The sequence below is a fragment of the Bradyrhizobium sp. 27S5 genome (assembly GCF_037217225.1).
GTDB classification, from domain to species: Bacteria; Pseudomonadota; Alphaproteobacteria; order Rhizobiales; family Xanthobacteraceae; genus Bradyrhizobium; species Bradyrhizobium septentrionale.
The window spans coordinates 252,042-275,706 of the sequence record NZ_CP147714.1 but is presented as its reverse complement, the minus strand read 5'-3'; the positions used below and the strand labels follow the sequence as shown (position 1 = coordinate 275,706).

At 64.6% G+C, this 23,665-nt stretch carries 20 protein-coding genes; 5 read left to right on the top strand and 15 right to left on the bottom strand.

All coding sequences use genetic code 11. The features are described 5' to 3' along the window. The first annotated feature begins 19 nt into the window (after positions 1-19). Complete coding sequence (locus tag WDM24_RS01330) at positions 20-526, top strand: RNA pyrophosphohydrolase (RefSeq protein WP_029081346.1); 507 nt, start codon at positions 20-22, stop codon at positions 524-526. A 22-nt stretch (positions 527-548) separates the two neighbouring features. Further along, positions 549-1,049: an RNA pyrophosphohydrolase gene (locus WDM24_RS01325; protein WP_338830151.1), complete on the top strand. Its 501-nt coding sequence runs from the start codon at positions 549-551 to the stop codon at positions 1,047-1,049. Here the strand turns inward: WDM24_RS01325 and WDM24_RS01320 are convergent. The 7 genes from WDM24_RS01320 to WDM24_RS01290 form a co-directional block, all read right to left on the bottom strand. Next, the gene (locus WDM24_RS01320; RefSeq protein ID WP_338830150.1) at positions 1,007-2,002 is read right to left on the bottom strand and encodes an AraC family transcriptional regulator; all 996 of its coding nucleotides are present in this window, start codon (positions 2,000-2,002) and stop codon (positions 1,007-1,009) included. The genes WDM24_RS01325 and WDM24_RS01320 overlap by 43 nt on opposite strands. Positions 2,003-2,127: 125 nt before the next feature. Then, a complete protein-coding gene (locus tag WDM24_RS01315; protein WP_338830149.1) occupies positions 2,128-3,816 on the bottom strand; it encodes an adenylate/guanylate cyclase domain-containing protein in 1,689 nt (562 codons plus the stop codon). A gap of 203 nt (positions 3,817-4,019) precedes the next feature. After that, the gene (locus WDM24_RS01310) at positions 4,020-4,427 is read right to left on the bottom strand and encodes a F0F1 ATP synthase subunit epsilon (protein WP_166300619.1); all 408 of its coding nucleotides are present in this window, start codon (positions 4,425-4,427) and stop codon (positions 4,020-4,022) included. 94 nt (positions 4,428-4,521) lie between these two features. After that, positions 4,522-5,964, bottom strand: a complete 1,443-nt coding sequence (gene atpD, locus WDM24_RS01305) for a F0F1 ATP synthase subunit beta (protein WP_029081341.1) — start codon at positions 5,962-5,964, stop codon at positions 4,522-4,524. Positions 5,965-5,989: 25 nt separating this feature from the next. After that, the gene (locus tag WDM24_RS01300; protein ID WP_166300617.1) at positions 5,990-6,868 is read right to left on the bottom strand and encodes a F0F1 ATP synthase subunit gamma; all 879 of its coding nucleotides are present in this window, start codon (positions 6,866-6,868) and stop codon (positions 5,990-5,992) included. Between the two features lie 91 nt (positions 6,869-6,959). Continuing rightward, entirely contained in the window at positions 6,960-8,489 is a 1,530-nt protein-coding gene (gene atpA / locus WDM24_RS01295; RefSeq protein WP_038384679.1) for a F0F1 ATP synthase subunit alpha, read from the bottom strand. Continuing rightward, positions 8,489-9,049, bottom strand: coding sequence for a F0F1 ATP synthase subunit delta (locus WDM24_RS01290; RefSeq protein WP_338830146.1), 561 nt, complete (start codon positions 9,047-9,049; stop codon positions 8,489-8,491). The genes atpA and WDM24_RS01290 overlap by 1 nt, the downstream gene beginning before the upstream one ends. 630 nt (positions 9,050-9,679) lie before the next feature. On the opposite strand from WDM24_RS01290, the gene WDM24_RS01285 reads away from it, so the two are divergent. Next, positions 9,680-10,168: a septal ring lytic transglycosylase RlpA family protein gene (locus tag WDM24_RS01285; RefSeq protein WP_338830145.1), complete on the top strand. Its 489-nt coding sequence runs from the start codon at positions 9,680-9,682 to the stop codon at positions 10,166-10,168. Between the two features lie 183 nt (positions 10,169-10,351). Here the strand turns inward: WDM24_RS01285 and WDM24_RS01280 are convergent, their stop codons facing one another. Next, positions 10,352-12,562 (bottom strand): primosomal protein N', encoded by a 2,211-nt coding sequence (locus WDM24_RS01280; RefSeq protein ID WP_338830144.1) that lies wholly within the window; start codon positions 12,560-12,562, stop codon positions 10,352-10,354. Between the two features lie 249 nt (positions 12,563-12,811). On the opposite strand from WDM24_RS01280, the gene WDM24_RS01275 reads away from it, so the two are divergent. Continuing rightward, entirely contained in the window at positions 12,812-13,783 is a 972-nt protein-coding gene (locus WDM24_RS01275; protein WP_338832555.1) for a tyrosine recombinase XerC, read from the top strand. A 160-nt stretch (positions 13,784-13,943) separates the two neighbouring features. Further along, the gene (locus tag WDM24_RS01270) at positions 13,944-14,534 is read left to right on the top strand and encodes a DUF4337 domain-containing protein (RefSeq protein WP_338830143.1); all 591 of its coding nucleotides are present in this window, start codon (positions 13,944-13,946) and stop codon (positions 14,532-14,534) included. Between the two features lie 145 nt (positions 14,535-14,679). Here WDM24_RS01270 and WDM24_RS01265 read toward each other — a convergent pair whose 3' ends face one another. The 7 genes from WDM24_RS01265 to WDM24_RS01235 all read right to left on the bottom strand — a co-directional run bounded on the left by WDM24_RS01265 (position 14,680) and on the right by WDM24_RS01235 (position 23,664). Continuing rightward, on the bottom strand, positions 14,680-15,219 hold the full coding sequence (locus WDM24_RS01265; RefSeq protein WP_338830142.1) for a hypothetical protein: 540 nt from the start codon (positions 15,217-15,219) through the stop codon (positions 14,680-14,682). Between the two features lie 39 nt (positions 15,220-15,258). Next, entirely contained in the window at positions 15,259-16,659 is a 1,401-nt protein-coding gene (lpdA, locus tag WDM24_RS01260) for a dihydrolipoyl dehydrogenase (RefSeq protein ID WP_338830141.1), read from the bottom strand. Positions 16,660-16,838: 179 nt separating this feature from the next. Beyond that, the gene (locus WDM24_RS01255) at positions 16,839-17,588 is read right to left on the bottom strand and encodes an SDR family oxidoreductase (protein WP_166300606.1); all 750 of its coding nucleotides are present in this window, start codon (positions 17,586-17,588) and stop codon (positions 16,839-16,841) included. A gap of 71 nt (positions 17,589-17,659) precedes the next feature. After that, positions 17,660-18,901 (bottom strand): 2-oxoglutarate dehydrogenase complex dihydrolipoyllysine-residue succinyltransferase, encoded by a 1,242-nt coding sequence (odhB, locus tag WDM24_RS01250; RefSeq protein ID WP_338830140.1) that lies wholly within the window; start codon positions 18,899-18,901, stop codon positions 17,660-17,662. Positions 18,902-19,052: 151 nt separating this feature from the next. Beyond that, positions 19,053-22,013, bottom strand: coding sequence for a 2-oxoglutarate dehydrogenase E1 component (locus WDM24_RS01245; protein WP_338830139.1), 2,961 nt, complete (start codon positions 22,011-22,013; stop codon positions 19,053-19,055). A gap of 259 nt (positions 22,014-22,272) precedes the next feature. Then, positions 22,273-23,154 carry a succinate--CoA ligase subunit alpha gene (sucD, locus tag WDM24_RS01240; protein WP_338830138.1) on the bottom strand — a complete coding sequence of 294 codons (882 nt, stop codon included), beginning with the start codon at positions 23,152-23,154 and terminating at the stop codon, positions 22,273-22,275. A gap of 33 nt (positions 23,155-23,187) precedes the next feature. Continuing rightward, on the bottom strand, positions 23,188-23,664 hold the full coding sequence (locus WDM24_RS01235; protein ID WP_338830137.1) for a DUF1579 family protein: 477 nt from the start codon (positions 23,662-23,664) through the stop codon (positions 23,188-23,190). Between the last annotated feature and the right edge of the window lies 1 nt (position 23,665).

Genomic DNA, 23,665 nt, shown 5'->3' with positions numbered 1-23,665 from the left:
TGTACGAGGTAGCGGCAGCATGGCACGTTATGAAGACCTGCCCTATCGAACCTGCGTCGGCATCATGCTGCTGAACACCGCGGGGCTGGTCTTCATCGGACGCCGCGCCGGCGGCATCGAGCATGTCGACGACGCTCATGTCTGGCAGATGCCGCAAGGCGGCGTCGATCCCGGAGAGGATACGTTTCAGGCCGCGAGGCGCGAGCTCTATGAAGAGACCAGCGTCAAATCAGTGGAAAAGCTCGGCGAGGTCCCGGACTGGCTGATCTATGACATCCCGCGCACCGTCGCGGGGCGCGCCTGGAAAGGCCGCTATCGCGGCCAGCGGCAAAAATGGTTCGCCTTGCGCTTCACCGGCGAGGAGAAGGAGATCAACGTCTCCAATCCCGGTGGCGGTGGCCACAAGGCCGAGTTCATGTCCTGGCGCTGGGAGCCGATGAAGAATCTGCCGGAGCTGATTGTGCCGTTCAAGCGCCCGGTCTATGAGCGCGTCGTGAAGGAATTCGCCGGTTTGGCGGCCAAATAGACCCACGGCGTACGCAACCGAGATGTCATCAGATAAGCCCTATCGCCCCAATGTGGGCATTGCGCTGTTCAACGCCGCTGGACGCGTGCTGATCGGCCACCGGATCAAGGACGATGGTCCGGAGATCGTATTGCCCAACCTCGAATGGCAGATGCCGCAAGGCGGCATCGACGCGGGCGAGGATCCGCGCCAGGCCGTGATGCGCGAATTGTGGGAAGAGACCGGGGCCGTCAACGCCGACTATCTCGGCGAGACCGACTGGATGACCTACGAATTTCCGTCCCATCATGTGCCGGAAACACACCGTCTGGCACGATTTCGTGGCCAGCGGCAAAAGTGGTTCGCGCTGCGCTTCACCGGGCGCGACGACGAGATCGATCCGTTGACGCCGCGCAACAACCAGCCCGCGGAATTCGATCAATGGCGCTGGGAGCGCCTCGACCGCGTCGCCGATCTCGTGGTGCCGTTCCGGCGCGACGTCTATCGCGCGGTCGCGACCCGGTTTGCGGAATTCGCCGGCTGATCTGCAGGCCCAACGCGCCGTGCGTCGCCCGGCGTCATGCCATAGGTCGCGCGGAACACGCGATAGAAGGTCGCGATGCTGTCGAAGCCGCATGAGAACGCGATCTCGTCGATGCCCCGCTCCTGCATGAGGTAGAGAGACCGCCTCGCCTCCTTCAGCCTTGCCGCCGTCAGCGTCCGCGCAAACGACAGGCCGGTCGGCTCGAACAGCGCATGCAATTGCCGCAGTGAAATGCAAAGCTCCGTGGCCACTGCGGCCGGCGTGAGCGACGGCCGATGCAGGTCGCGGAGCAGGATCTCGCGCGCGGCGTGGAGGTAGCCCGCATGCAGCGCGGCACGGATTTCATCCTGGCGCGGCCGCACGCGCCCGCGCGCAAGCAGCGCCAGACGCACCATATGCGTGACGTCGCCGGCGAACTGCCCGGCCTGCGCGGGATCATGTGTCATCGCGCGGAACATGGCGCCGACAAGCCGGGTCAGCCCGGCATCCCGCGACAGCATCACCGGCGGCACGTCCTCGATCCGCGCATCGAGCACAAGCTCGCTGGTGACGGGAATCTTGAGGCTGTAGAAATGAAAGCCGTCGGTGCGTTCCGGCTTCGAGGCAAACGGAAGATTGGAGTGGCCGAACACCAGATCTCCATTGCGCACGTACTGGACGCGATCGCGGCCAATATCCATGTGACCGGGCCCGCGCACCTGCCACGCAAGATGCAGGCTGTTGCTCGGGACGCGTGCGATATCGGACGAGGTCCTGCTGACGCGATAGGAGGATGCCGACATTTCCGCCAGCACCGCCTCACCGACGGGCGTTGCGGAGAACCGTCCACGGAAATCGGGCCGCTTGTCACGGTCGAGCTCGATCGTGACCCCGAACAGGCTTTTGCCGCGGACCTCGCACCAGTGCTCGAAACGGTCTTGCGGGCGGAGAGCATCAGTCGAGAAAGTCAGCACAGCTTCTTGTCCGTTACATCAGGGATGAAATCGCGATGCGATCGGGCCAATTCGTCATCGCGCTGCAACTTGTCATTTGTGCACGATTCTCGCTGTAAACTGCTTCACAGTTTCCGAACCATGCTCTAGTTCGGGCCAACCGCGAACGGACCGATTGCGATGACACGACAATCGCTGTCGCGCTTGACGCACTCGCCGAGCGCCGAATTCACCGCGGTCTGTTCGTTGGCGGCCTTCAATCCGAGCCCCGGCCGTCCCTGCGCGCCGACCGCGATCGCATTCCAACCCGCCGTCGCATCGGCGAGCTTCCGTGCAACTTCATTGCGTTCGCCCGGCGCGATGACCGAGCTGTCCGCGGCCTTGAAGAAGCCCGTGACACGCAACGTGGTCGGAATCGGCACCACGAAGACATCGTCGACCACGACGATCGTGCAGGGCACGCCCGCGACCGCCCCGCAGGCTTGCAGGTTGCGGCGCGCCGATTCCTCGAGCGAATCGATGCCTGAATTGAAGAAGAAATGCCCGCCCGGACCGAGCGCGATGGTCCGCGTCTTCCGCCCCGGCACGAACAGGTTGTCGAGCCGGGCCTTGGCCGGGTCGCGCAACAGCGGAACGTCCTTGGTGGCGTACGGCTTCTCAACCAGCCCATCGCGCTTCACCCATGGCAAGGGCGGCAGCGGAGGCTGGCCATGGGCATACACAACGGTGTTGCCGACGGCATACAGTTCGCACTTGCGCGGCGAGTTGGCATTGTCGGCGCGCTTCTGGCACAGCTCGAGTGCCGCCGTCTTCGCCGCGTCCTCGCTCGGCTGCGCCACGCTCCATCCGACGAAGCCGTTGATGTTGAGGGCCACCGCCTTGGAATCGCCTGCGGGCAAATATTCGGCCACGAGCGCGCTACGGGTGCGGTCGCTGACGAAGGGCGTGCTGTCGGCGACGAACCTATCGCCCGATGAAATCGAAGGTGGCGGTGACGGCGGCACCGGAGAGGCCGGCGCGGCCAGATTCGGCGCAGGCGCAGGTTTCGCCGGGGCAGGCGGCGCCGTCGATGCTGATGGCGACGGTGCGGCCGATGGCGCCGGTGATGCGGATGCCGCGGGCGCGGATGTCGGAGTGGAGCTCGCCACGGAAGCGGGCTTCGTCGCCGACGTTTCCAGCTTGGCGTAGGTGAGGAAGCCGCCGACGCCGATCGCCGCCAAGAGCACCAGGGTGATGGCGGCGGGCCACATCCAGGCCGGCGCACCCGCAGGGGCGGCCTTGACCGGCTTCTTGACCTGCGGCGTCGCGTAGGTGCCGTCCTCGCGCCGCATCGCCACCATATAGGCGTGCACGGGGGTCGGGATGTTCTTCACTTCCTGCGCGCCGATGTCGGCGAACTGCACCGACAGCTTGTTGGCGACCTGTTCGTGCACCGCGCGCGATATGCAGATGCCGCCGACCTCGGCGAGGCCTTCGAGCCGCGCGGCGATATTGACGCCATCGCCGAGCAGATCGCCATCGCGCTCGACGACGTCGCCGATGGTGATGCCGATTCGAAACGCCATCTGCCGGCTTGGCGGATACGCCATGTTGCGCGTGCGCAGGCTTTCCTGGATGTCGATCGCGCAGCGCACGGCTTCAACGGCGCTGGGAAATTCCGCAAGCACCGCATCGCCCGCGGTGTTGAAGATGCGGCCACCGCATTTCGCAATGAAATCGTCGGTGACCTGCCGGTAGGAGGCGAGCCGCCGCAGCGTCTCTTCCTCATCCTCGGCAACCAATCGACTATAGCCTGCAATATCGGCCGCAAAGATCGCCGCGATCTTGCGCTTCATGAGCACCAGCCCCGGAACCCAAATATAGCGGGCAGAATGCCGCCAGACGCTCGCAGGCGCAACAAGCATTCGGCGCCCGCCAGGATGCGGCGAGCGTTGAATTATTCAAGTTTCGTAGCCGATGACTGGAAATGTGAGCGATTTCACAAGGAGGTCCGGCTCACCCGGACGCAACGGCGCGATCGCGACTAGGCAATCGCGCCTTAGTGCATAGCCGTCGCGTTGAGCTCGTGCTGGATGCCCTTGAAGTGATCGAGCCGCTCGATCGCGTGGTCGAGTTCGGTCCCCTCGTGCTCGGAGAGCTTTTCCTCCATCTCGGCGATCGTCTCGGCAAACTTCGCACGATCGAGATCCGCAATCGCGGTCGCGACGTCGGCGAGCACGGTGAGGCCCTTGTCCGACACCTCGGCAAGGCCGCCGAGCACGATCACCTTCTCGCGCTTGCCGGCGGCCGTGATCGTCAGGATCCCCGGACGAACCGTGGCGACGACCGGTGCATGGCCGGCGAGCACACCGAAATCACCCTCCACGCCGGGGACGTCGACCTGATCGACCTCGCCGGAGAAGGCGAGCTTTTCGGGAGAGACGAGATCGAAGTGGAAGGTGGCCATGGAAAACCTACGAATAGTGAGTAGCGAATAGCGAGCGGCGGCATAGGGAGTGCGCGATTGACTATTCGCTACTCCCTATTCGCCATTCACTTGCTTAGGCCGCTTCGGCGGCGAGCTTCTTGCCCTTCTCGACGGCTTCTTCGATGGTGCCGACCATGTAGAACGCCGCTTCCGGCAGATGGTCGTACTTGCCCTGGCAGAGATCGCGGAAACCCTTGATGGTGTCGGCGAGGTCGACGAACTTGCCCGGCGAGCCGGTGAAGACTTCGGCGACGTGGAACGGCTGCGACAGGAAGCGCTCGACCTTGCGGGCGCGGGCGACTGTCAGCTTGTCCTCTTCCGACAGTTCGTCCATGCCGAGAATGGCGATGATGTCCTGCAGCGACTTGTAGCGCTGCAGGATCTGCTGGACCATGCGCGCGGTGTTGTAGTGCTCGTCGCCGACGACGAGCGCCGACAGCATGCGCGAGGTCGAGTCGAGCGGATCCACCGCCGGATAGATGCCCTTTTCCGAGATCGCGCGCGACAGCACCGTGGTGGCGTCCAAGTGCGCGAACGAGGTGGCGGGCGCCGGGTCGGTCAAGTCGTCGGCCGGCACGTAGATCGCCTGCACCGAAGTGATCGAGCCCTTCTGGGTGGTGGTGATGCGCTCCTGCAGCGCGCCCATGTCGGTCGCGAGCGTCGGCTGATAACCCACCGCCGAAGGAATACGGCCGAGCAGCGCCGACACTTCCGAGCCCGCCTGGGTGAAGCGGAAGATGTTGTCGACGAAGAACAGCACGTCCTGGCCCTGGTCGCGGAAGTGCTCGGCAACCGTCAGACCGGTCAGGCCGACGCGGGCACGGGCGCCCGGCGGCTCGTTCATCTGGCCGAACACCAGCGCGCACTTCGACTTCACGCTCGGATCCGGATTGTGCGGATCGGCGTTGACCTTCGATTCGATGAACTCGTGATAGAGGTCGTTGCCTTCACGGGTACGCTCGCCGACGCCGGCGAACACCGAGTAACCACCGTGCGCCTTCGCGACGTTGTTGATCAGTTCCTGAATCAGCACGGTCTTGCCGACGCCGGCGCCGCCGAACAGGCCGATCTTGCCACCCTTCGCGTACGGAGCAAGAAGATCGACGACCTTGATGCCGGTGACGAGGATTTCGGCTTCGGTCGACTGGTCGGTGTAGGTCGGCGCTTCCTGATGGATGGCGCGCAGGCCTTCGGACTTGATCGGACCGGCTTCGTCGATCGGCTCGCCGATCACGTTGATGATGCGGCCGAGCGTGCCTTCGCCGACCGGCACCCGGATCGGCTCGCCGGTGTCGGTCACTTCTTGACCGCGGACCAGACCCTCGGTGATATCCATCGCGATGGTACGCACCGTCGACTCGCCGAGATGCTGCGCGACTTCGAGCACCAGGCGATTGCCGCCATTCTTGGTCTCGAGCGCATTCAGAATCGCCGGAAGGTGGCCTTCGAACTGCACGTCGACCACGGCGCCCGTGACCTGGGTGACGCGACCGTTCTGGTTGGCTGCTGTAGCCATGGACTGTTCTCCTTCGAAATCTGCCTTAGACCGCCTCAGCGCCGGAGATGATTTCAATCAGCTCCTTCGTGATCTGGGCCTGGCGGGTCCGGTTGTAAATCAGGGTTTGCTTGCGGATCATTTCGCCTGCGTTGCGCGTCGCGCTGTCCATCGCGCTCATCTGCGCGCCGTAGAACGAGGCGTTGTTCTCCAGCAGCGCGCGGAAAATCTGCACCGCGAGGTTGCGCGGCAACAGGCTGCCGAGAATCTCGTCTTCTTCAGGCTCGTATTCGTAGGACGTGGCGGGGGCCGCGCTGGCCGCGGGCGCAGCCACCTCGAGCGGGATGATCTGCTGCGCGGTCGGGATCTGCGCGATCACCGACTGGAAGCGCGAGTAGAACAGCGTGCAGACATCGAATTCGCCGGCGTCGAACCGCGCCAGCACCTTCTGGGCAATGTCCTCGGCATTGACAAAGCCGATCTGGCGCACCGAACGCAGGTCGAGATGCTCGACAATGCGCTTCTCGAAGGTCCGCCGCAGCTGCTCGTAGCCTTTGCGGCCGACACAGAAGAATTTGACTTCCTTGCCCTGCGCAAGCAGCGACTGTGCCCGCTCGCGCGCCAGGCGCACGATGGCGGAGTTGAAAGCGCCGGACAGGCCGCGCTCGCCGGTGCAGACCAGCAGCAGGTGCACTTGGTCCTGACCGGTGCCCGCAAGCAGACGTGGCGCGCCGGGCGAGCCATTGGCCGCGGCGGCGATGTTGGAAATCACCGCATCCATTTTGGTGGCATAAGGCCGCGCCGCTTCGGCGGCGTTCTGCGCGCGGCGCAGCTTCGAGGCTGCGACCATCTGCATGGCCTTGGTGATCTTCTGCGTCGCCTTGGTCGAGGCGATGCGGACCCGCATGTCTTTTAGTGACGCCATTCTTCGTTCACCCCGGCGATCCGACCACAACGGTCAGATCGCAAGCCTCCGTTCGTCACGCCCGGCGGCGAGCCGGGCGACGTCCCATTCGTTATGCAAACGTCTTGGCGAAGCCTTCGACCGCCGTCTTGAGCTTGGCGGCGGTGTCGTCGGACAGATCGCGGCTCGTGCGGATCGCATCGAGGATGTCGGCGTTCTTGCCGCGCAGCAGCGACAGCAGACCGTCCTCGAACGCCTTCACCTTGTTAAGCGGCAGCGGATCGAGATAACCGTTGGTGCCGGCCCAGATCACGCAGACCTGCTCTTCCATCTTCAGCGGCGAGAACTGCGGCTGCTTCAGGAGTTCGGTCAGGCGCGAGCCACGGTTGAGCAGGCGCTGCGTCGAGGCATCGAGGTCCGAACCGAACTGCGCGAACGCCGCCATTTCGCGGTACTGCGCGAGTTCGCCCTTGATCTTGCCGGCCACCTTCTTGGTCGCCTTGGTCTGCGCCGACGAACCGACGCGCGACACCGACAGACCGACGTTCACGGCAGGGCGGATGCCCTGGAAGAACAGGTCGGTTTCCAGGAAGATCTGGCCGTCGGTGATCGAAATCACGTTGGTCGGGATGTAGGCCGACACGTCGTTGGCCTGGGTTTCGATGACCGGCAGCGCCGTCAGCGAGCCCAAGCCATGCTCCTTGTTGAGCTTGGCGGCGCGCTCGAGCAGGCGGGAATGCAGATAGAACACGTCGCCCGGATAGGCTTCGCGGCCCGGCGGACGGCGCAGCAGCAGCGACATCTGGCGATAGGCGACGGCCTGCTTGGACAAGTCGTCATAGATGATCACGGCGTGCATGCCGTTGTCGCGGAAGTATTCGCCCATGGTGCAGGCGGTGAACGGCGCGATGTACTGCATCGGGGCCGGATCGGACGCGGTCGCCGCGACAATGATCGAGTATTCCAGCGCGCCCTGCTCTTCGAGCACCTTGACGAACTGCGCGACGGTGGAGCGCTTCTGGCCGATCGCGACGTAGACGCAATACAGCTTGAGGTTCTCGTCCGGCTGGGCGTTGAGCGGCTTCTGGTTCAGGATCGTGTCGAGCGCGATCGCGGTCTTGCCGGTCTGACGGTCACCGATGATCAGCTCGCGCTGGCCGCGGCCGATCGGAATCAGCGCATCGATCGCCTTCAGGCCGGTGGCCATCGGCTCGTTGACCGACTTGCGCGGAATGATGCCGGGCGCCTTGACGTCGACGCGCTTGCGTTCGGTCGCCTGGATCGGACCCTTGCCGTCGATCGGGTTGCCGAGCGCATCGACGACGCGGCCGAGCAGGCCCTTGCCGATCGGCGCGTCCACGATGGCGCGGGTGCGCTTGACGGTCTGGCCTTCCTTGATTTCGCGGTCGGCGCCGAAGATCACGATACCAACGTTGTCGGTTTCGAGGTTGAGCGCCATGCCGCGCGTGCCGTTCTCGAACTCGACCATTTCACCGGCCTGAACGTTGTCGAGACCGTAGACGCGGGCAATACCGTCACCGACCGACAGCACCTGGCCAACTTCGGTGACTTCGGCTTCCTGGCCGAAATTCTTGATCTGGTCCTTGAGGATCGCAGAAATTTCTGCGGCGCGGATGTCCATCAGCCTGCCTCTTTCATCGCGTTCTTGATCGAATTGAGTTTGGTGCGAAGCGAACTATCCACCATGCGGCTGCCAAGCTTGACCACGAGGCCACCGATAATGGAGGGATCGACCTTCACGTTAAGCGCGACGTCCTTGCCCGTCACTGATTTCAGTGCGGCCTTCAGCGCGTCGAGATTCTTGTCATTGAGCTGCTCGGCGACGGTGACTTCCGCAGTCGCCTCGCCCTTGAACTTCGCCACCAGCGCGCGATAGGCGCGGATCACATCGGCAATTGCGAACAGCCGGCGATTGGCGGTGAGCACCTTGAGGAATTTGGCCGACGTGCCGGAGATACCGGCCTTGTCGAGCACCGCGGTCAGCGCCTTCAGCTGGGCATCCTTGGAAAACACCGGGCTGCGAACGAGACGCTTGAGATCGGCGCTCTCGTTGAGCATGGCCTCGAATTTGTCGAGGTCGGCCCTGACTTGATCGACGGATTGCTCGTCGCGCGCCAACTCGAACAGGGCCGTTGCGTAACGACCGGACACTCCCGAAACGGACGGATCTTCAGCAGCCACGAGCTCGCTCTTTTTTGCTGTCAAATTCACAAGGGAAAAACCGTCGCCACCAAAGCAGCGCCTAGCGATCCAAGCCCTTGGAATTCAAGCGGGACTTCGATTTTCGACCGGCACAGGACGTGCCGGGACCGTTAAAATCGCGGCTTTGCTAACATAGCAATCGCGCAGGTGCAACATGACGGCATCGCGCGAGCCGCCTTGTCGCATGCGGTTTTTGACGACCGCAGCGAGCCGCCGAATCATGAAAATTCGGCGCGCGGAAATCCGTCCCGCCGACACCGATTCAGGTCACCGCAGATTTGTTCCATCGAAAATCTGCATGGGCCCATGGTTCCTAGCGCAGGGAACCCAAAACGGGCGTCCGCTTCATTTGGCGATTACTTACCGAAAACTTACCAGCGCCCCTCTAATCAGTATTCATGAGTATAGTTATCGTTAAAAATTGATTAACAGACAAGATTACGGAACCTCGCTCGAATACCCCGAAGCGGTAACAAGATATTTCAACGCGAGACAATCGGGATTTACTGCCCAATTCGTGCCTCATTGCGAAACCAAACGGCATTGGTCAACGAAGGGACGGGGGTCCACTTGCCGTGTTAGCGGCAATACTGTCTGAGGGTCTTATCAATGAATATCAAGAAGGCGGCGGGCAATGGTACCCGCTCGCGTACGGCGCTTGCTTTTGTAGCCGCAACTCTTCTGGTCGGGGGCACCGTGACGGAGGCGTCCGCGAAGTCCAGGCACCACCATCATCGCCACCACCATCATCACCACGCCCGCGCCGAAGGCTCGTCCTGGCGCGACGCCAATGCATCGATCCAGCCGTCCGGCGGCCACTCGTTCTCGGGAATGGCTTCCTTCTACGGCAATGAATCGGGCAGCCGCACCGCTTCCGGCCAGCGCTTCAACCAGAACGCCATGACCGCGGCCCACCGCTCGCTGCCATTCGGCACCAAGCTCCGCGTCACCCATGGCGGCCGCAGCGTCGTCGTCACCATCAACGATCGTGGCCCGTTCATCCGCGGCCGCGTGCTCGACCTCTCGACCGGCGCAGCGCGCGCCATTGGCCTGACCGGTGCCGGCGTCGGCCGCGTCACTGCCGAGGTCGTCTCGTAACGCGTTCAGTAAGCGTTGCGTTGCGTAACGGCCGCGAGGCCTGCTTCGCGCCAAAGGCCTGCCGTCGCGAATGACGGCAGGCTTTTTCTTTGACGTGTCATTCCGGGGCGATGCGCAGCATCGAACCCGGAATCTCGAGATTCCGGGTCTGGTCCTGACGGACCATCTCGGAATGACCATGGCTTACAGGAAGCTCTGCGGATCGACGTCGACCTCGAGCTTCAGATTGCCCTTGGTCTTCGGACCCGCCTCAAGCCACTCGCGCAGATATTGCGACAGGTCGACATTGCGCAGCGACTTCACCAGCAGGCGGAAGCGATAGCGGCCCTTGATGACCGCAAGCGGCGCCTCGGCGGGGCCGAGCACCTGGATCCGCTCATCGAGCGGCGCGACCGCGGCGAGCTTGCGCGCAAAGCCTTCCGCCGTCGGACGGTCGCCGGCGGAGACGATCAGACTCGCCAGCCGGCCGAACGGCGGATAGCCGGTGCGCTCGCGAATCTCGATCTCGCTGGCGTAGAACGCCTCGCGGTCATTGGCGATCAAGGCCTTGATGACGGGATGCTCGGGCTGGTGCGTCTGCAGATAGCCGACGCCGCGGCCCTGGTCGCGGCCGGCGCGGCCGACCACCTGGTTTAACAACTGGAACGTCCGCTCGGCGGCGCGCGGATCGCCATTGCTCAAGCCGAGATCGGCGTCGATGACGCCGACCAGATTGAGCCGCGGGAAATTGTGCCCCTTCGCCACCAGCTGTGTTCCGATGATGATGTCGACGCGGCCCTCGGCGATCTCATTCAGCTCGCTGCGCATGGTTTCGATCGAGGTGATGAGATCGCTCGACAGCACCATGGTGCGGGCCTCGGGGAAGATACTTGCGGCCTCTTCCTGCAGGCGCTCGACGCCGGGGCCGACCGCGACCAGCGATTCCTCGGCCGCGCAATGCGGGCAGATGTTCGGGCGCGGCATCGAGAAGCCGCAGTGATGGCAGACCAGCCGCTGGCGGAATCTATGATCGACCAGCCATGCATCGCAGATCGTGCAGGCGAAGCGATGGCCGCAGGCACGGCATAGCGTCAGCGGCGCATAGCCGCGCCGGTTGAGGAACAATAGCGCCTGTTCGCGGCGCTCGATCGCATGGCGAATCTGCTCGGCCAGCACCGGCGAGATGAAACGGCCGCGCGGGGGCGGCGCGCGGCGCATGTCGATCGCCTCGATATGCGGCATGTGCTGGCCGCCGAACCGCGACGGCAGCGCCACGCGCTGGTAACGCCCCTTGCGCGCATTGACCTCGCTCTCGACCGAGGGCGTCGCCGACGCCAGCACGATCGGGATCTTGGCGATATGGGCGCGGACCACCGCCATGTCGCGCGCGTGATAATGCGCGCCCTCGTCCTGCTTGTAGGCCTGGTCGTGCTCCTCATCGACGATGATGAGGCCGAGATCGGCATAGGGCAGGAACAGCGCGGAGCGGGCGCCGACCACGACCGGCGCCTTGCCCTCGGAGATCGCAGCCCAGTTGCGCGCCCGCGTGCGCGGCGTGAGCTCCGAATGCCATTCCAGCGGCCGCACGCCGAAGCGCTGCGCAAAGCGGTCGAGGAACTGGCCGGTCAGCGCGATTTCCGGCATCAGGATCAAGGTCTGCTTGCCGCGGCGGATGTTCTCGGCGATCGCCTCGAAATAGACCTCGGTCTTGCCGGAACCGGTGACGCCGTCGAGCAGCGCGACGTGAAAGCTGCCGCTCGCAGCCAGCGTCCGCATCACGTCGACCGCGCTGCGCTGCTCGCGCGAAAAATCCGGCTGCGCATAAGAGGGATCCGGAACGGGTGGCGCTGCCGGCGGCGGCATGGCCTCGACCGTCAGCGTGCCCTCGTCGACCAGGCCGTCGATCACGCCGGAACTGACGCCGGCCTCTCGCGCCGCCTCCGACTTGCCGTGCAGCAACCGGTCCGACAGCACTTCGATCACCCGCCGGCGCGCCGGTGTCAGGCGCCGCGGCGGCTCGCCGACCAGGCGCACCCCGAGGCGCATCCGCTCGGGCCCGAGATTCTCGCCCATCCGCAGCGTCATCCGCAGCACCATGCCGCGCGCCGACAGTGTGTAATTGGAGACCCAGTCGACGAGCTGGCGCAGCTCCGCCTTGAGCGGGGGAACATCGAGCTTCTCGCTGACGTCCTTGAGCCGGTTGTGCAGCCGCGGATCGGGCCTGGCATTCTCGGCCCACACCACCGCGACGACCTCGCGCGGCCCGAGCGGAACGCAGATCACATCGCCGGGCGCAAGCTCCATGCCGCCCGGCACGCGGTAGGAATAGGTCTGGTTCAGCGCGACAGGCACCAGCACGTCGACGACGTCTGTCGTCGATGCAGAGGCTGAGCCGGGGCGCGTGGTGTGGTCCATTGAATCAGAACTTTGAAAACCCGATCGGGCCAGAGCATTTTCGGTTCTGATTAAATCAGAACCGAAGCTCTAGCTTCTTGTTTTGACGCGTTTTCTTCACGCGAACCGGTGCCCACTTCGCTCGAAAACGCTCTATCACCGCTGCGCCGCTTTAGCGAACGGTAAACGAAGGCAGTGCGATATAATCAGGAGAATCGCAGCGCCAATAGCCCTCAGGACATGGCCGTTCAAGACATGGCCGCTCAAGACATGGCCCGAACCGACCAGCCCATCCAGCCGCTCGAGCTCGACTGCGCCGACGCGTCAGTCACGCAGGAGATGACGCGCTGGCTGTCGCATCTGCGCGCGGAGCGGCGGCTGTCGCCGAAGACGCTCGAGGCCTACGCCCGCGATGTGCGCCAATGCCTGACCTTCCTGGCCGGGCACTGGGGCGCGCGCGTCACGCTCAGGGCATTTTCCGCGCTCGAGGCGAGCGATGTCCGCGCCTTCATGGCGATGCGCCGCGCAGACGAGATCGGCGGGCGATCGCTGATGCGGGCGCTGGCGGGCCTGCGCTCGTTCGGACGTTTCCTGGAACGCGAAGGCAAGGGCAAGGTCGGCGCGCTCTCGGCGATCCGCGCGCCCAAAGTGGCGAAGAGCCTGCCGAAGCCGATCCATATCGAGGCAGCGAAGCGCCTTGCCGACGCGGACGAGCGTGCTGACGAAACCCGCGAGACCTGGATTCTGGTGCGTGATGCCGCCGTCATGGCGCTGCTCTACGGTTCGGGCCTGCGCATCTCCGAGGCGCTCGGCCTGAAGCGCCGCGACGTGCCGAAGCCGGGCGAAGGCGACGTGCTTGTCGTGACCGGCAAGGGCAACAAGACCCGCATGGTGCCGGTGCTGCAGAACGTGCTGCAATTGATCGCGGACTATGCGGCGATCTGCCCGCACCAGCTCAGCCCGACCGGGCCGATGTTCGTAGGCGCCCGCGGCGGCCCCTTAAGCCCGCGCATCATCCAGCTCACCATGGAGCGGCTGCGCGGCGCGCTCGGCCTGCCCGACAGCGCAACGCCGCATGCGTTGCGGCACTCCTTCGCCACCCATCTGCTCAGCCGCGGCGGCGATTTGCGTGCGATCCAGGAATTGCTCGGCCACGCATCGCTGTCGACCACGCAGATCTACACCGGCATCGACAGCGAGCGCCTGCTCGAAGTCTATCGCTCCGCGCACCCGCGCGGCTGAACGCCCGGATCTGAGTTCAGAACACAGCGCGGGCTTCGCTCCCATCAATGCGCCGTTCATCATGCGCCGTTCATATTCATAGGACTGCTACAAACCGCCCGCCCCTTGCCTTGTGCGCCGCATTCGGCAATCGTGGCGCGGTCTCATCCGGAGGGGAATCATGAGCGCACATGAAAGTATGGAGCACGCGGAGCATGCCGAGCATGCGTCGGGTGAGAACAAGAAGATCGCACTCCTGATCGCCGTGATCGCGCTCTGCCTGGCGCTGTCGGAGACGCTCGGCAAGGGCGCCCAGACCGAATCGATCAGCAAGAACGTCGAGGCGTCCAACCTCTGGGCCTTCTTCCAGGCCAAGAGCATCCGCCGCACGTCGGTGCAGACCGCCGCCGAACAGGGCAAGCTGAACCTCGCGACCACCACCGACGAAGCGGCCAAGGCTGCGTTGCAGAAGCAGATCGACGACTGGCAGAAGACCGCGGCGCGCTATCGTTCGGAGCCGGAGACTGGCGAAGGTTCAGAGCAACTCGCCGAACGCGCCAAGCACGCCGAGCATGAGCGCGACGAGGCCACCGCGAAGTATCATCACTTCGAGCTGGCCTCCGCCGCCTTCCAGATCGCCATCGTGCTGGCGTCAGCGACGATCATCACGGGCATCATCGCGCTGGCCTGGGTGTCGGGTCTGGTGACGCTGGCCGGCATCGTGATGACGCTGCTCGGCCTGTTCCAACCGCATTTGCTGCATCTGCATTGAAGGGCTGGGCTACGCTCTGTGACCGTCATCCTGAGGAGCGCGCCCTTGCGCGCGTCTCGAAGGATCGACGGCCGCCGGCCGGGCCGTGCATCCTTCGAGACGGCCGCGCTGCGGCCTCCTCAGGATGACGGGGTAAAAGCGTTGCTTAGAGAACCTTGCTGGTCTCATGCACGCTTTTGCGGAAGCGCGCGATCAGGCGCAGCGTGCGCGCCGACCAGCCGTCGCCGTCGCCGCGGATCACCTCGAGGATGCGCCGCTTGATCGGTTCGACCAGCGCGGTGGCCTTGGCCCGCAGCCCCATGACGAAATTATAGAGTGCCTCGAACCAGGGCATCTCCAGCAGCTTCGGCCGCGTCACGTCGAACAGGAACGCCGTCACGCCGACGCCGACGATCTTGGCGAACAGGATCAGCGAGACCGCGCTGAGCCAGTATTGGTTCGCCAACAGCCAGAGCCCGACCAGCTTCAGCGGAAACAGCGGGATGACCGGCACGACGAAGACGATCAGCGTCATCGCCGGCGACAGCGAATCGACCCGGTCGGCAAGCCATTGCTTGAGCGCGCGCAGCGGAATCCACGCGACCACCCGCGCCACGATCGGTTCGACGTGGTCCCATAGCCAAGCCTCGATCAGGAAGATGATCGCAAGCAGGACCCAGAACGGCTGAAGCAGGCGGCGCAGCATCGCTATGATCTCTGCCCGGCTCGCATGCCGGATGTTCGATCACATATGGATGGCGCGCTTGCCGACCGCAAGCGCGGCTTCCTTGATCGCCTCGGAACGGGTCGGATGCGCGTGGCAGGTGCGGGCCAGATCTTCCGCCGATCCGCCGAATTCCATCAGAACGCAGGCTTCATGGATCATTTCGCCGGCTTCCCGGCCGACGATGTGCACGCCGAGCACCCGATCCGTCTTCGCATCTGCGAGAACCTTCACGAAGCCGTCGGTGGTCTGGTTGACCTTGGAGCGGCCGTTTGCGGTGAACGGGAATTTGCCGACGGTATACGCGACGCCGGCCTGCTTGAGGTCTTCCTCGGTCTTGCCGACCGACGACACTTCCGGCGTGGTATACACAACACCTGGGATGACGTCGTAGTTCACGTGGCCGGCCTGGCCCGCGATGATCTCGGCGCAGGCAACGCCTTCGTCTTCCGCCTTGTGCGCAAGCATCGGCCCGGCCACGACGTCGCCGATGGCGTAGATGCCCTTCACATTGGTCGAGAAGTGCGCGTCGATCTCGACCCGGCCGCGATTGTCGAGCGCAACGCCGGCTTCCTTCAGCCCGAGGCCCTCGGTGTAGGGCACGCGGCCGATGCAGACGAGCACGACGTCGGCTTCGATGGTTTCGGCGGCGCCGCCCGCGGCCGGCTCGATCTTGGCCTGCAGCGCCTTGCCCGAGGTGTCGACCGAGGTGACCTTGGCGCCGAGCTTGAAGACAAAACCCTGCTTTTCCAGCATGCGCTGGAATTGCTTGGCCACTTCGCCGTCCATGCCGGGCAGGATGCGGTCGAGGAATTCCACGACGGTGACCTTGGCACCGAGGCGATGCCAGACCGAGCCGAGCTCGAGCCCGATCACGCCGGCGCCGACGATCAAGAGGCTGGAAGGCACCTTCTCCAGCGACAGCGCGCCGGTCGAGGACACGACGCGCTTCTCGTCGATCTCGATGCCCTTCAGCCGCGCGATGTCGGAGCCGGTGGCGATCACGATGTTCTTGGTTTCGACGGTCTCGGATTTGCCGTCGCCGGAGACCTCGACCTTGCCGGCGCCGAGGATCTTGCCGGTGCCCTTGAGCACGTCGATCTTGTTCTTCTTCATCAGGAACTCGACGCCCTTGACGTTGCCGTCGATGCCCTGCTGCTTGAAATTCATCATCGCCGGCAGATCGAGCTTCGGCGCCGGGACGCTGACGCCCATCTTGGCGAAGGAGTGCGCGGCCTCCTCGAACATCTCGGAGGCGTGCAGCAGCGCCTTCGACGGCATGCAGCCGACATTGAGGCAGGTGCCGCCCAGCGTCGCATTCTTCTCGACGACGGCAACCTTCATGCCGAGCTGCGCCGCGCGGATCGCGCAGACGTAACCGCCGGGGCCAGTGCCGATGACGACGAGATCGTAAGAAGCCATGATTGAGGTCCTGTAGCTAAACTCTGTGACAGTTGGGCGGGCGCGATTCGATCGGACCGCTTCCCGCTTCTTGATCGTGCTCTAGAGCCCCGTTCCGATTGAATCGGAACGGGGCTCCAGGTTCTTGTCTTGACGCGTTTTCTTCACGCGAACCGGCACCCACTTCGCGCGAAAACGCTCTAGCGACCGCCCGACACGTCGAGGATCGCGCTGGTGACGTAGGAGGCCTCGTCCGAGATCAGCCAGACGATGGCGTTGGCGATCTCGTCGGCGGTGCCGACGCGCTTCATCGGCACCATATGGGCGAGCCGATGGGCGCGATCGGGCTCGCCGCCCGCGGCGTGGATGTCGGTATCGATCAGCCCGGGCCGGATTCCGGCGACGCGGATGCCTTCACCCGCGACCTCGTAGCCGAGGCCGACCGTGAAGGAATCGATCGCCCCCTTGGAGGCGGCATAGTCGACATAGGTGTTGGGCGCGCCGAGCCGCGCCGCGACCGAGGAGAGGTTGACGATGACGCCGCCCTCGCCGCCGTGCTTGGTCGACATCCGCTTCACCGCCTCGCGCGCGCACAGAATGCTGCCGGTGACGTTGACCGCCATCATCTGCTGGATGCGCTCGGCCGACATCTCGTCGACACGCACACCGCTCTTGCCGACGATGCCGGCATTGTTGACGAGCGCGCCGAGCGTTCCGAAGCTGTCTGCGGCCTTGAACAGCGCCAGGATGTCCTGCTCGCTGCCGACGTCGCATTTCACTGCGATCGCCTTGCCGTTCTTGGCCTCGATCGCGGCGACGACCTCATTGGCCGCCGCCTGATTGGACGCATAGCCGACCACGATGCGATAGCCGCGCGCGGCAGCAGCGAGCGCGGTGGCGCGGCCGATGCCGCGGCTACCGCCGGTGATGACAACGACCTTATCCGTCACATTGATCCCCAAATGTAAGCACCCAACAGAACGCGACGCCCGAGGTAATCGGGCGTCGCGCGCGAATGACCTTACAGGTCCAGCACCAGGCGGGCCGGATCCTCCAGGCTCTCCTTGACGCGCACCAGGAAGGTGACCGCTTCCTTGCCGTCGATCACGCGGTGATCGTAGGACAGCGCCAGATACATCATCGGCCGCACCTCGATCTTGCCGCCGACCACCATCGGCCGCTCCTGAATCTTGTGCATGCCGAGGATGCCGGACTGCGGCGCGTTGAGGATCGGCGTCGACATCAGCGAGCCGTAGATGCCGCCATTGGTGATGGTGAAGGTGCCGCCCTGCATCTCGTCGATCTTGAGCTGGCCGTCGCGGGCGCGGCGGCCGAAATCGGCGATTCCCTTCTCGATCTCGGCGATCGACTTGTGGTCGCAGTCGCGCACCACCGGCACCACCAGGCCGCGGTCGGTGCCGACCGCAACGCCGATGTGATAGTAGTTCTTGTAGATCAGGTCGGAGCCGTCGATCTCGGCGTTGACGGCGGGAATGTCCTTCAAGCCCTGCACGACCGCCTTGGTGAAGAAGCCCATGAAGCCGAGCTTCGAGCCGTGCTTCTTCTCGAACGTGTCCTTGTAGAGGGCGCGCAGCTTCATCACCTCGGTCATGTCGACCTCGTTGAAGGTCGTCAGCATCGCCGCGGTGTTTTGCACGTCCTTCAGGCGGCGCGCGATGGTTTGGCGCAGCCGGGTCATCTTCACCCGCTCCTCACGCGCGGCGTCGTCGGCCGGCGACGGGGCACGCACCTGCACCGCGGCGGCCGGCTGGTTGACCGGGGTCGGCGCCGAGGCGGCTTTCTCGATCGCGGCCAGCATGTCGCCCTTGGTGACGCGGCCGTCCTTGCCCGAACCGGGGACCGTGGTGGCATCGACGCCACTTTCAGCGGACAGCTTGCGCACCGAAGGCGCGAGCGGCGCATCCGCCGGCGGCACTTTTGGCGCGGCAAGGGCAGGCGCGGCAGCGGCCGCCGCAGCCGGCGCGGCAGCCTTGGCGGGGGCAGCGGCAGCAGGCTTGGCCGCAACAGCGCCGTCATTGATCTGGCCGAGCAGCGCACCGACGGCGACGGTCTCGCCATCCTTGGCGATGATCTCGCCGAGCGTGCCGGCGACCGGCGCGGGCACCTCGATGGTGACCTTGTCGGTTTCCAGCTCCACCAACGGTTCGTCCACCGCGACGGCCTCACCGGCCTTCTTGAACCAGCGGCCGATCGTGGCCTCGGTCACGGATTCCCCGAGCGTTGGAACGCGAATTTCAGTCATGGTCTTTTCCCCGATAACCTTGCGGTCGTAAAACTTGTCTCGCCACCGCCGCCAAAGCGAACGATCCGGTACTCCGTGACGACAGCGCTTGTGCTGGATGACGGGATACCGGATGCCCCGCTTTCGCGGGGCATGGTGTTGGTGAAGATCGTTAGTTCAGTGCGTCGTCGAGCAGCGCCTTGAGCTGCGCCAGATGCTTCGACATCAGGCCGGTGGCGGTCGCCGCCGAAGCCGGGCGGCCGGCATAGCGCGGCCGCCTGTTGGCTGCGTGGATCTGGTTCAGCACCCATTCCAGGTAAGGCTCGATGAAGTGCCAGGAGCCCATGTTGCGCGGCTCTTCCTGGCACCAGACCACCTCGGCATTCTTGAAGCGGCCGAGCTCCTGCACCAGCGCCTTCAGCGGAACCGGATACAGCTGCTCGATGCGCATCAGATAGATGTCGTCGGTGCCGCGCTTCTCGCGCTCCTCGTACAGATCGTAATAGACCTTGCCGGAGCACAGCACGACGCGACGGATCTTGTCGTCGGGCACTAGCTTGATCTTCTCGTCCGGCAGCATCTGCGCGTCATCGTACAGGATGCGGTGGAACGTGGCGTTCTCGCCGAGTTCGTCGAGCCGCGACACGGCGCGCTTGTGACGCAGCAGCGATTTCGGCGTCATCAGGATCAGCGGCTTGCGGATTTCGCGATGCAGCTGGCGCCGCAGCGCGTGGAAGTAGTTCGCCGGCGTGGTCGGATAGACCACCTGCATGTTGTCCTCGGCGCACATCTGCAGGTAACGCTCGAGGCGCGCGGAGGAGTGCTCCGGTCCCTGCCCTTCGTAGCCGTGCGGCAGCAGGCAGACGAGGCCTGACATGCGCAGCCATTTGCGTTCGCCCGAGGAGATGAACTGGTCAAACACCACCTGCGCACCATTGGCGAAATCGCCGAACTGCGCTTCCCAGAGCGTCAGTGCATTCGGCTCGGCGAGCGAGTAGCCGTACTCGAAGCCGAGCACCGCCTCTTCCGACAGCAGCGAGTTGATGACCTCGTAGTGGCCGGTATCCTCGCCGCCGAGATGGTTGAACGGCGTGTAGCGGCTCTCGTCCTCCTGGTCGATCAGGACCGAATGGCGCTGCGAGAAGGTGCCGCGTTCGGAATCCTGGCCGGACAGGCGCACATGATGGCCTTCCTGCAGCAATGTGCAGAACGCCAGCGCCTCGCCGGTCGCCCAGTCGATGCCGACGCCGGTGTCGATCGCCTTGGCGCGATTGTCGAGGAAGCGCTGGATGGTGCGGTGGGCGCGGAAGCCGTCCGGCACCTTGGTGATCTTGCGGCCGATGTCCTTGAGCACGGCGACATCGACCCCGGTGACGCCACGGCGCGCGTCTTCTTCCTGATCGGCCGACTTGAACCCGGCCCACTTGCCGTCGAGCCAGTCGGCCTTGTTCGGCTTGTAGCCGGCACCGGCTTCGAGCTCGGCGTCGAGCCGTGCGCGCCAGTCGGCCTTGGCCTTCTCGACCTCGCCCTCGGTCAGCACGCCGTCGGCGACCAGCCGCTTGGCGTAGATCTCCAGCGTCGACGGATGCGAGGCGATCCGCTTGTACATCACCGGCTGGGTGAACGCCGGCTCGTCGCCCTCGTTGTGGCCGTGGCGACGGTAGCAGAACATGTCGATGACGACCGGCTTGTGGAATTTCTGCCGGAACTCGATCGCGACCTTGGCCGCGAACACCACGGCCTCCGGATCGTCGCCATTCACGTGGAAGATCGGCGCGTCGATCATCTTCGCCACGTCGGACGGATAGGGCGACGAACGCGAGTAGCGCGGATAGGTGGTGAAGCCGATCTGATTGTTGACGATGAAGTGCAGCGAGCCGCCGGTGCGGTAACCCTTCAGGTCGGACAGGCTGAAGCATTCCGCCACCACGCCCTGGCCCGCGAACGCCGCGTCGCCGTGCATCAGGAGCGGCAGCACCGAGATGCGCATGTCGGGCGGATCGCCGTGCTGATCCTGCTTGGCGCGCACCTTGCCCATCACGACGGGATCGACGATCTCGAGATGCGACGGATTGGCGGTCAGCGACAGATGGATGTTGTTGCCGTCGAACTCGCGGTCCGAGGAGGCGCCAAGGTGATACTTGACGTCGCCGGAGCCTTCGACCGAGTCCGGGTTGGCCGAACCGCCCTTGAATTCATGGAACAGCGCGCGGTGCGATTTGCCCATCACCTGGGTCAGCACGTTGAGACGGCCGCGATGCGGCATGCCGACCACGATCTCCTTCACGCCGAGATTGCCGCCGCGCTTGATGATCTGCTCGAGCGCCGGGATCAGCGATTCGCCGCCGTCGAGACCAAAACGCTTGGTGCCGGTGAACTTGGTGTCGCAGAACTTCTCAAAGCCGTCCGCCTCGATCAGCTTGTTGAGGATCGCCCGGCGTCCCTCCGGCGTGAAGCTGATCTCCTTGTCCGGTCCCTCGATGCGCTCCTGGATCCACGCCTTCTGCGCGGCGTTGGAAATGTGCATGAACTCGACGCCGAGCGTCTGGCAATAGGTGCGCTCGCAGATCTGCACGATCTCGCGCAGCGTGCCGTATTCGAGGCCGAGCACGTGGTCGAGGAAGATCTTGCGATCGAAGTCCGCCTCGGTGAAGCCGTAGGAGCGCGGGTCGAGTTCCTCGCGGTCGCGCGGCGCTTCGATGCCCAGCGGGTCGAGCTTGGCGTGGAAATGGCCGCGCATGCGGTAGGCGCGGATCAGCATCAGGGCGCGAACCGAATCGCGGGTGGCCTGATTCACGTCGGTGTCGGAGAGCGCGGCGCCCTTGGCCTGCGCCTTGGCGGCGAGCTTGGTGCCGACCGCCTTCTCGACCTGGGCCCAGTTGCCGTCGAGCGCCGAGGTCAGCTCATCGCGCGGCGTCACCGGCCAGTTGTCGCGGCCCCACGAGGCGCCCTCGGCGTTCTTCTGGACGTCGGTCGGGGCGTCCTTCAGGCTCTTGAAGAAATCCTGCCATTCGGCGTCGACCGACGACGGGTCCTGCTCGTAGCGGGCGTAGAGGTCGTCGATGTAGGCGGCGTTGGTACCCTGCAGGAAGGATGAGAGAGCAAAAGCGGCGTTCGCGTCTTGGCGAGACATGGGGCAGTCCTGGTGATTTTTTTCGGTTCGCGCGTGGAAGACGGCGCAAGTGCCGGTCTGAGAAGAGCGCCGGCTGGGTCGTTACCCTTTACCCTATCTAAGACAGATATTCCTGCCTAAAAGAACCAAGAAATGAATATATTTTCATATTTTATTGATCCGCTCAATCGGCGGTAAGACGCGCAAAAAAGCGCGGTTCCCGGACGGGAACCCGCCGGAAACCGCGCCATAACCCGAAGGGAACCTCGCCGGAAGGCGGTTACTTCAGCATCTCTGCGAGCGTGTGCCCGAGCCGCGCCGGCGACGGCGACACCCTGATGCCGGCCGCTTCCATCGCCGCGGTCTTGGAGCCGGCGTCGCCCTTGCCGCCTGAGATGATCGCACCGGCATGGCCCATGCGGCGGCCGGGAGGTGCCGTGACACCAGCGATGAAGCCAACCGTCGGCTTCTTGCGGCCGCGCTTGGCCTCGTCCTTGAGGAACTGGGCGGCGTCTTCCTCGGCGGAGCCGCCGATCTCGCCGATCATGACAATCGACTTGGTCTTCTCGTCGGCCAGGAACATCTCCAGCACATCGATGAACTCGGTGCCCTTGACCGGATCGCCGCCGATGCCGACCGCAGTGGTCTGGCCGAGGCCCTCCTGGGTGGTCTGGAACACCGCCTCATAGGTCAGGGTGCCGGAGCGGGAGACAATGCCGACGGAGCCGGGCTTGAAGATATTGGCCGGCATGATGCCGATCTTGCATTCGCCGGCGGTCATCACGCCCGGGCAGTTCGGCCCGATCAGCCGCGACTTGGAGCCCGACAGCGAGCGCTTGACACGCACCATGTCGAGCACCGGAATGCCCTCGGTGATGCAGACGATCAGCGGGATCTCCGCATCGATCGCCTCGCAGATCGCATCCGCCGCGCCCGGCGGCGGCACATAGACCACGCTGGCATAGGCACCGGTCTTCGCGCGCGCTTCCGCGACGGTGTCGAACACCGGCAGGCTGAGATGGGTCGAGCCGCCTTTGCCCGGCGCCACGCCGCCGACCATCTTGGTGCCGTAAGCGATCGCCGCTTCCGAATGGAATGTACCGTTCTTGCCGGTGAAGCCCTGGCAGATGACCTTGGTGTTCTTGTCGATCAGAATGGACATGGGATGCTTTCGCGAGACGAGCGGTGAAGGGTTTCAGTGAACACGCCGGTAGACGCCGGTGAGCACGTCGGCCCACCCTTCCGCGTCAGGCGAGAATTGGATTTTCATGTTGTAGGTGTTGTCGTCGACGACCTCGTAGACATGACGGGCGTTGCCGCGCAACGAACCACGCACCAGGATCAACGACTTGCCCGCCCAGCCGCCGGACGCCGGCGACGGCGGGTAGTAGCCGAGCGAATCGTGCCAGAACAATTTGTAGGCCCGATCGTCGCGGTCGTAGGTGAAGACGCCGTGGGTGGCGAAGCTCTCCTTGCCGTCGCGGGTCTGCACGCTGTCCTGGATCAGGTAGAAACCGTTGAGCGCGATGCGCGCGACGACATGCGAGCTCGCCGGACCGCCCGCGATCCAGCGCGACGGATAGACCATCTCTTCTCCATTCCACTCGCCCGCGAAAACCGCGAGCTTGCGGTGTTCATCAAGCGGTGTCGGAGCGTCGAGATGACCGGCCATC

Bases quoted from the DNA above. Each gene is read 5' to 3' on its own strand.
- WDM24_RS01330 (WP_029081346.1), top strand. From the start codon at position 20: ATGGCACGTTATGAAGACCTGCCCTATCGAACCTGCGTCGGCATCATG.
- WDM24_RS01325 (WP_338830151.1), top strand. From the start codon at position 549: ATGTCATCAGATAAGCCCTATCGCCCCAATGTGGGCATTGCGCTGTTC.
- WDM24_RS01315 (WP_338830149.1), bottom strand. From the start codon at position 3,816: ATGAAGCGCAAGATCGCGGCGATCTTTGCGGCCGATATTGCAGGCTAT.
- WDM24_RS01310 (WP_166300619.1), bottom strand. From the start codon at position 4,427: ATGGCCACCTTCCACTTCGATCTCGTCTCTCCCGAAAAGCTCGCCTTC.
- atpD (WP_029081341.1), bottom strand. From the start codon at position 5,964: ATGGCTACAGCAGCCAACCAGAACGGTCGCGTCACCCAGGTCACGGGC.
- WDM24_RS01300 (WP_166300617.1), bottom strand. From the start codon at position 6,868: ATGGCGTCACTAAAAGACATGCGGGTCCGCATCGCCTCGACCAAGGCG.
- atpA (WP_038384679.1), bottom strand. From the start codon at position 8,489: ATGGACATCCGCGCCGCAGAAATTTCTGCGATCCTCAAGGACCAGATC.
- WDM24_RS01285 (WP_338830145.1), top strand. From the start codon at position 9,680: ATGAATATCAAGAAGGCGGCGGGCAATGGTACCCGCTCGCGTACGGCG.
- WDM24_RS01280 (WP_338830144.1), bottom strand. From the start codon at position 12,562: ATGGACCACACCACGCGCCCCGGCTCAGCCTCTGCATCGACGACAGAC.
- WDM24_RS01275 (WP_338832555.1), top strand. From the start codon at position 12,812: ATGGCCCGAACCGACCAGCCCATCCAGCCGCTCGAGCTCGACTGCGCC.
- WDM24_RS01270 (WP_338830143.1), top strand. From the start codon at position 13,944: ATGAGCGCACATGAAAGTATGGAGCACGCGGAGCATGCCGAGCATGCG.
- WDM24_RS01265 (WP_338830142.1), bottom strand. From the start codon at position 15,219: ATGCTGCGCCGCCTGCTTCAGCCGTTCTGGGTCCTGCTTGCGATCATC.
- lpdA (WP_338830141.1), bottom strand. From the start codon at position 16,659: ATGGCTTCTTACGATCTCGTCGTCATCGGCACTGGCCCCGGCGGTTAC.
- odhB (WP_338830140.1), bottom strand. From the start codon at position 18,901: ATGACTGAAATTCGCGTTCCAACGCTCGGGGAATCCGTGACCGAGGCC.
- WDM24_RS01245 (WP_338830139.1), bottom strand. From the start codon at position 22,013: ATGTCTCGCCAAGACGCGAACGCCGCTTTTGCTCTCTCATCCTTCCTG.
- sucD (WP_338830138.1), bottom strand. From the start codon at position 23,154: ATGTCCATTCTGATCGACAAGAACACCAAGGTCATCTGCCAGGGCTTC.
- WDM24_RS01235 (WP_338830137.1), bottom strand. From the start codon at position 23,664: ATGGCCGGTCATCTCGACGCTCCGACACCGCTTGATGAACACCGCAAG.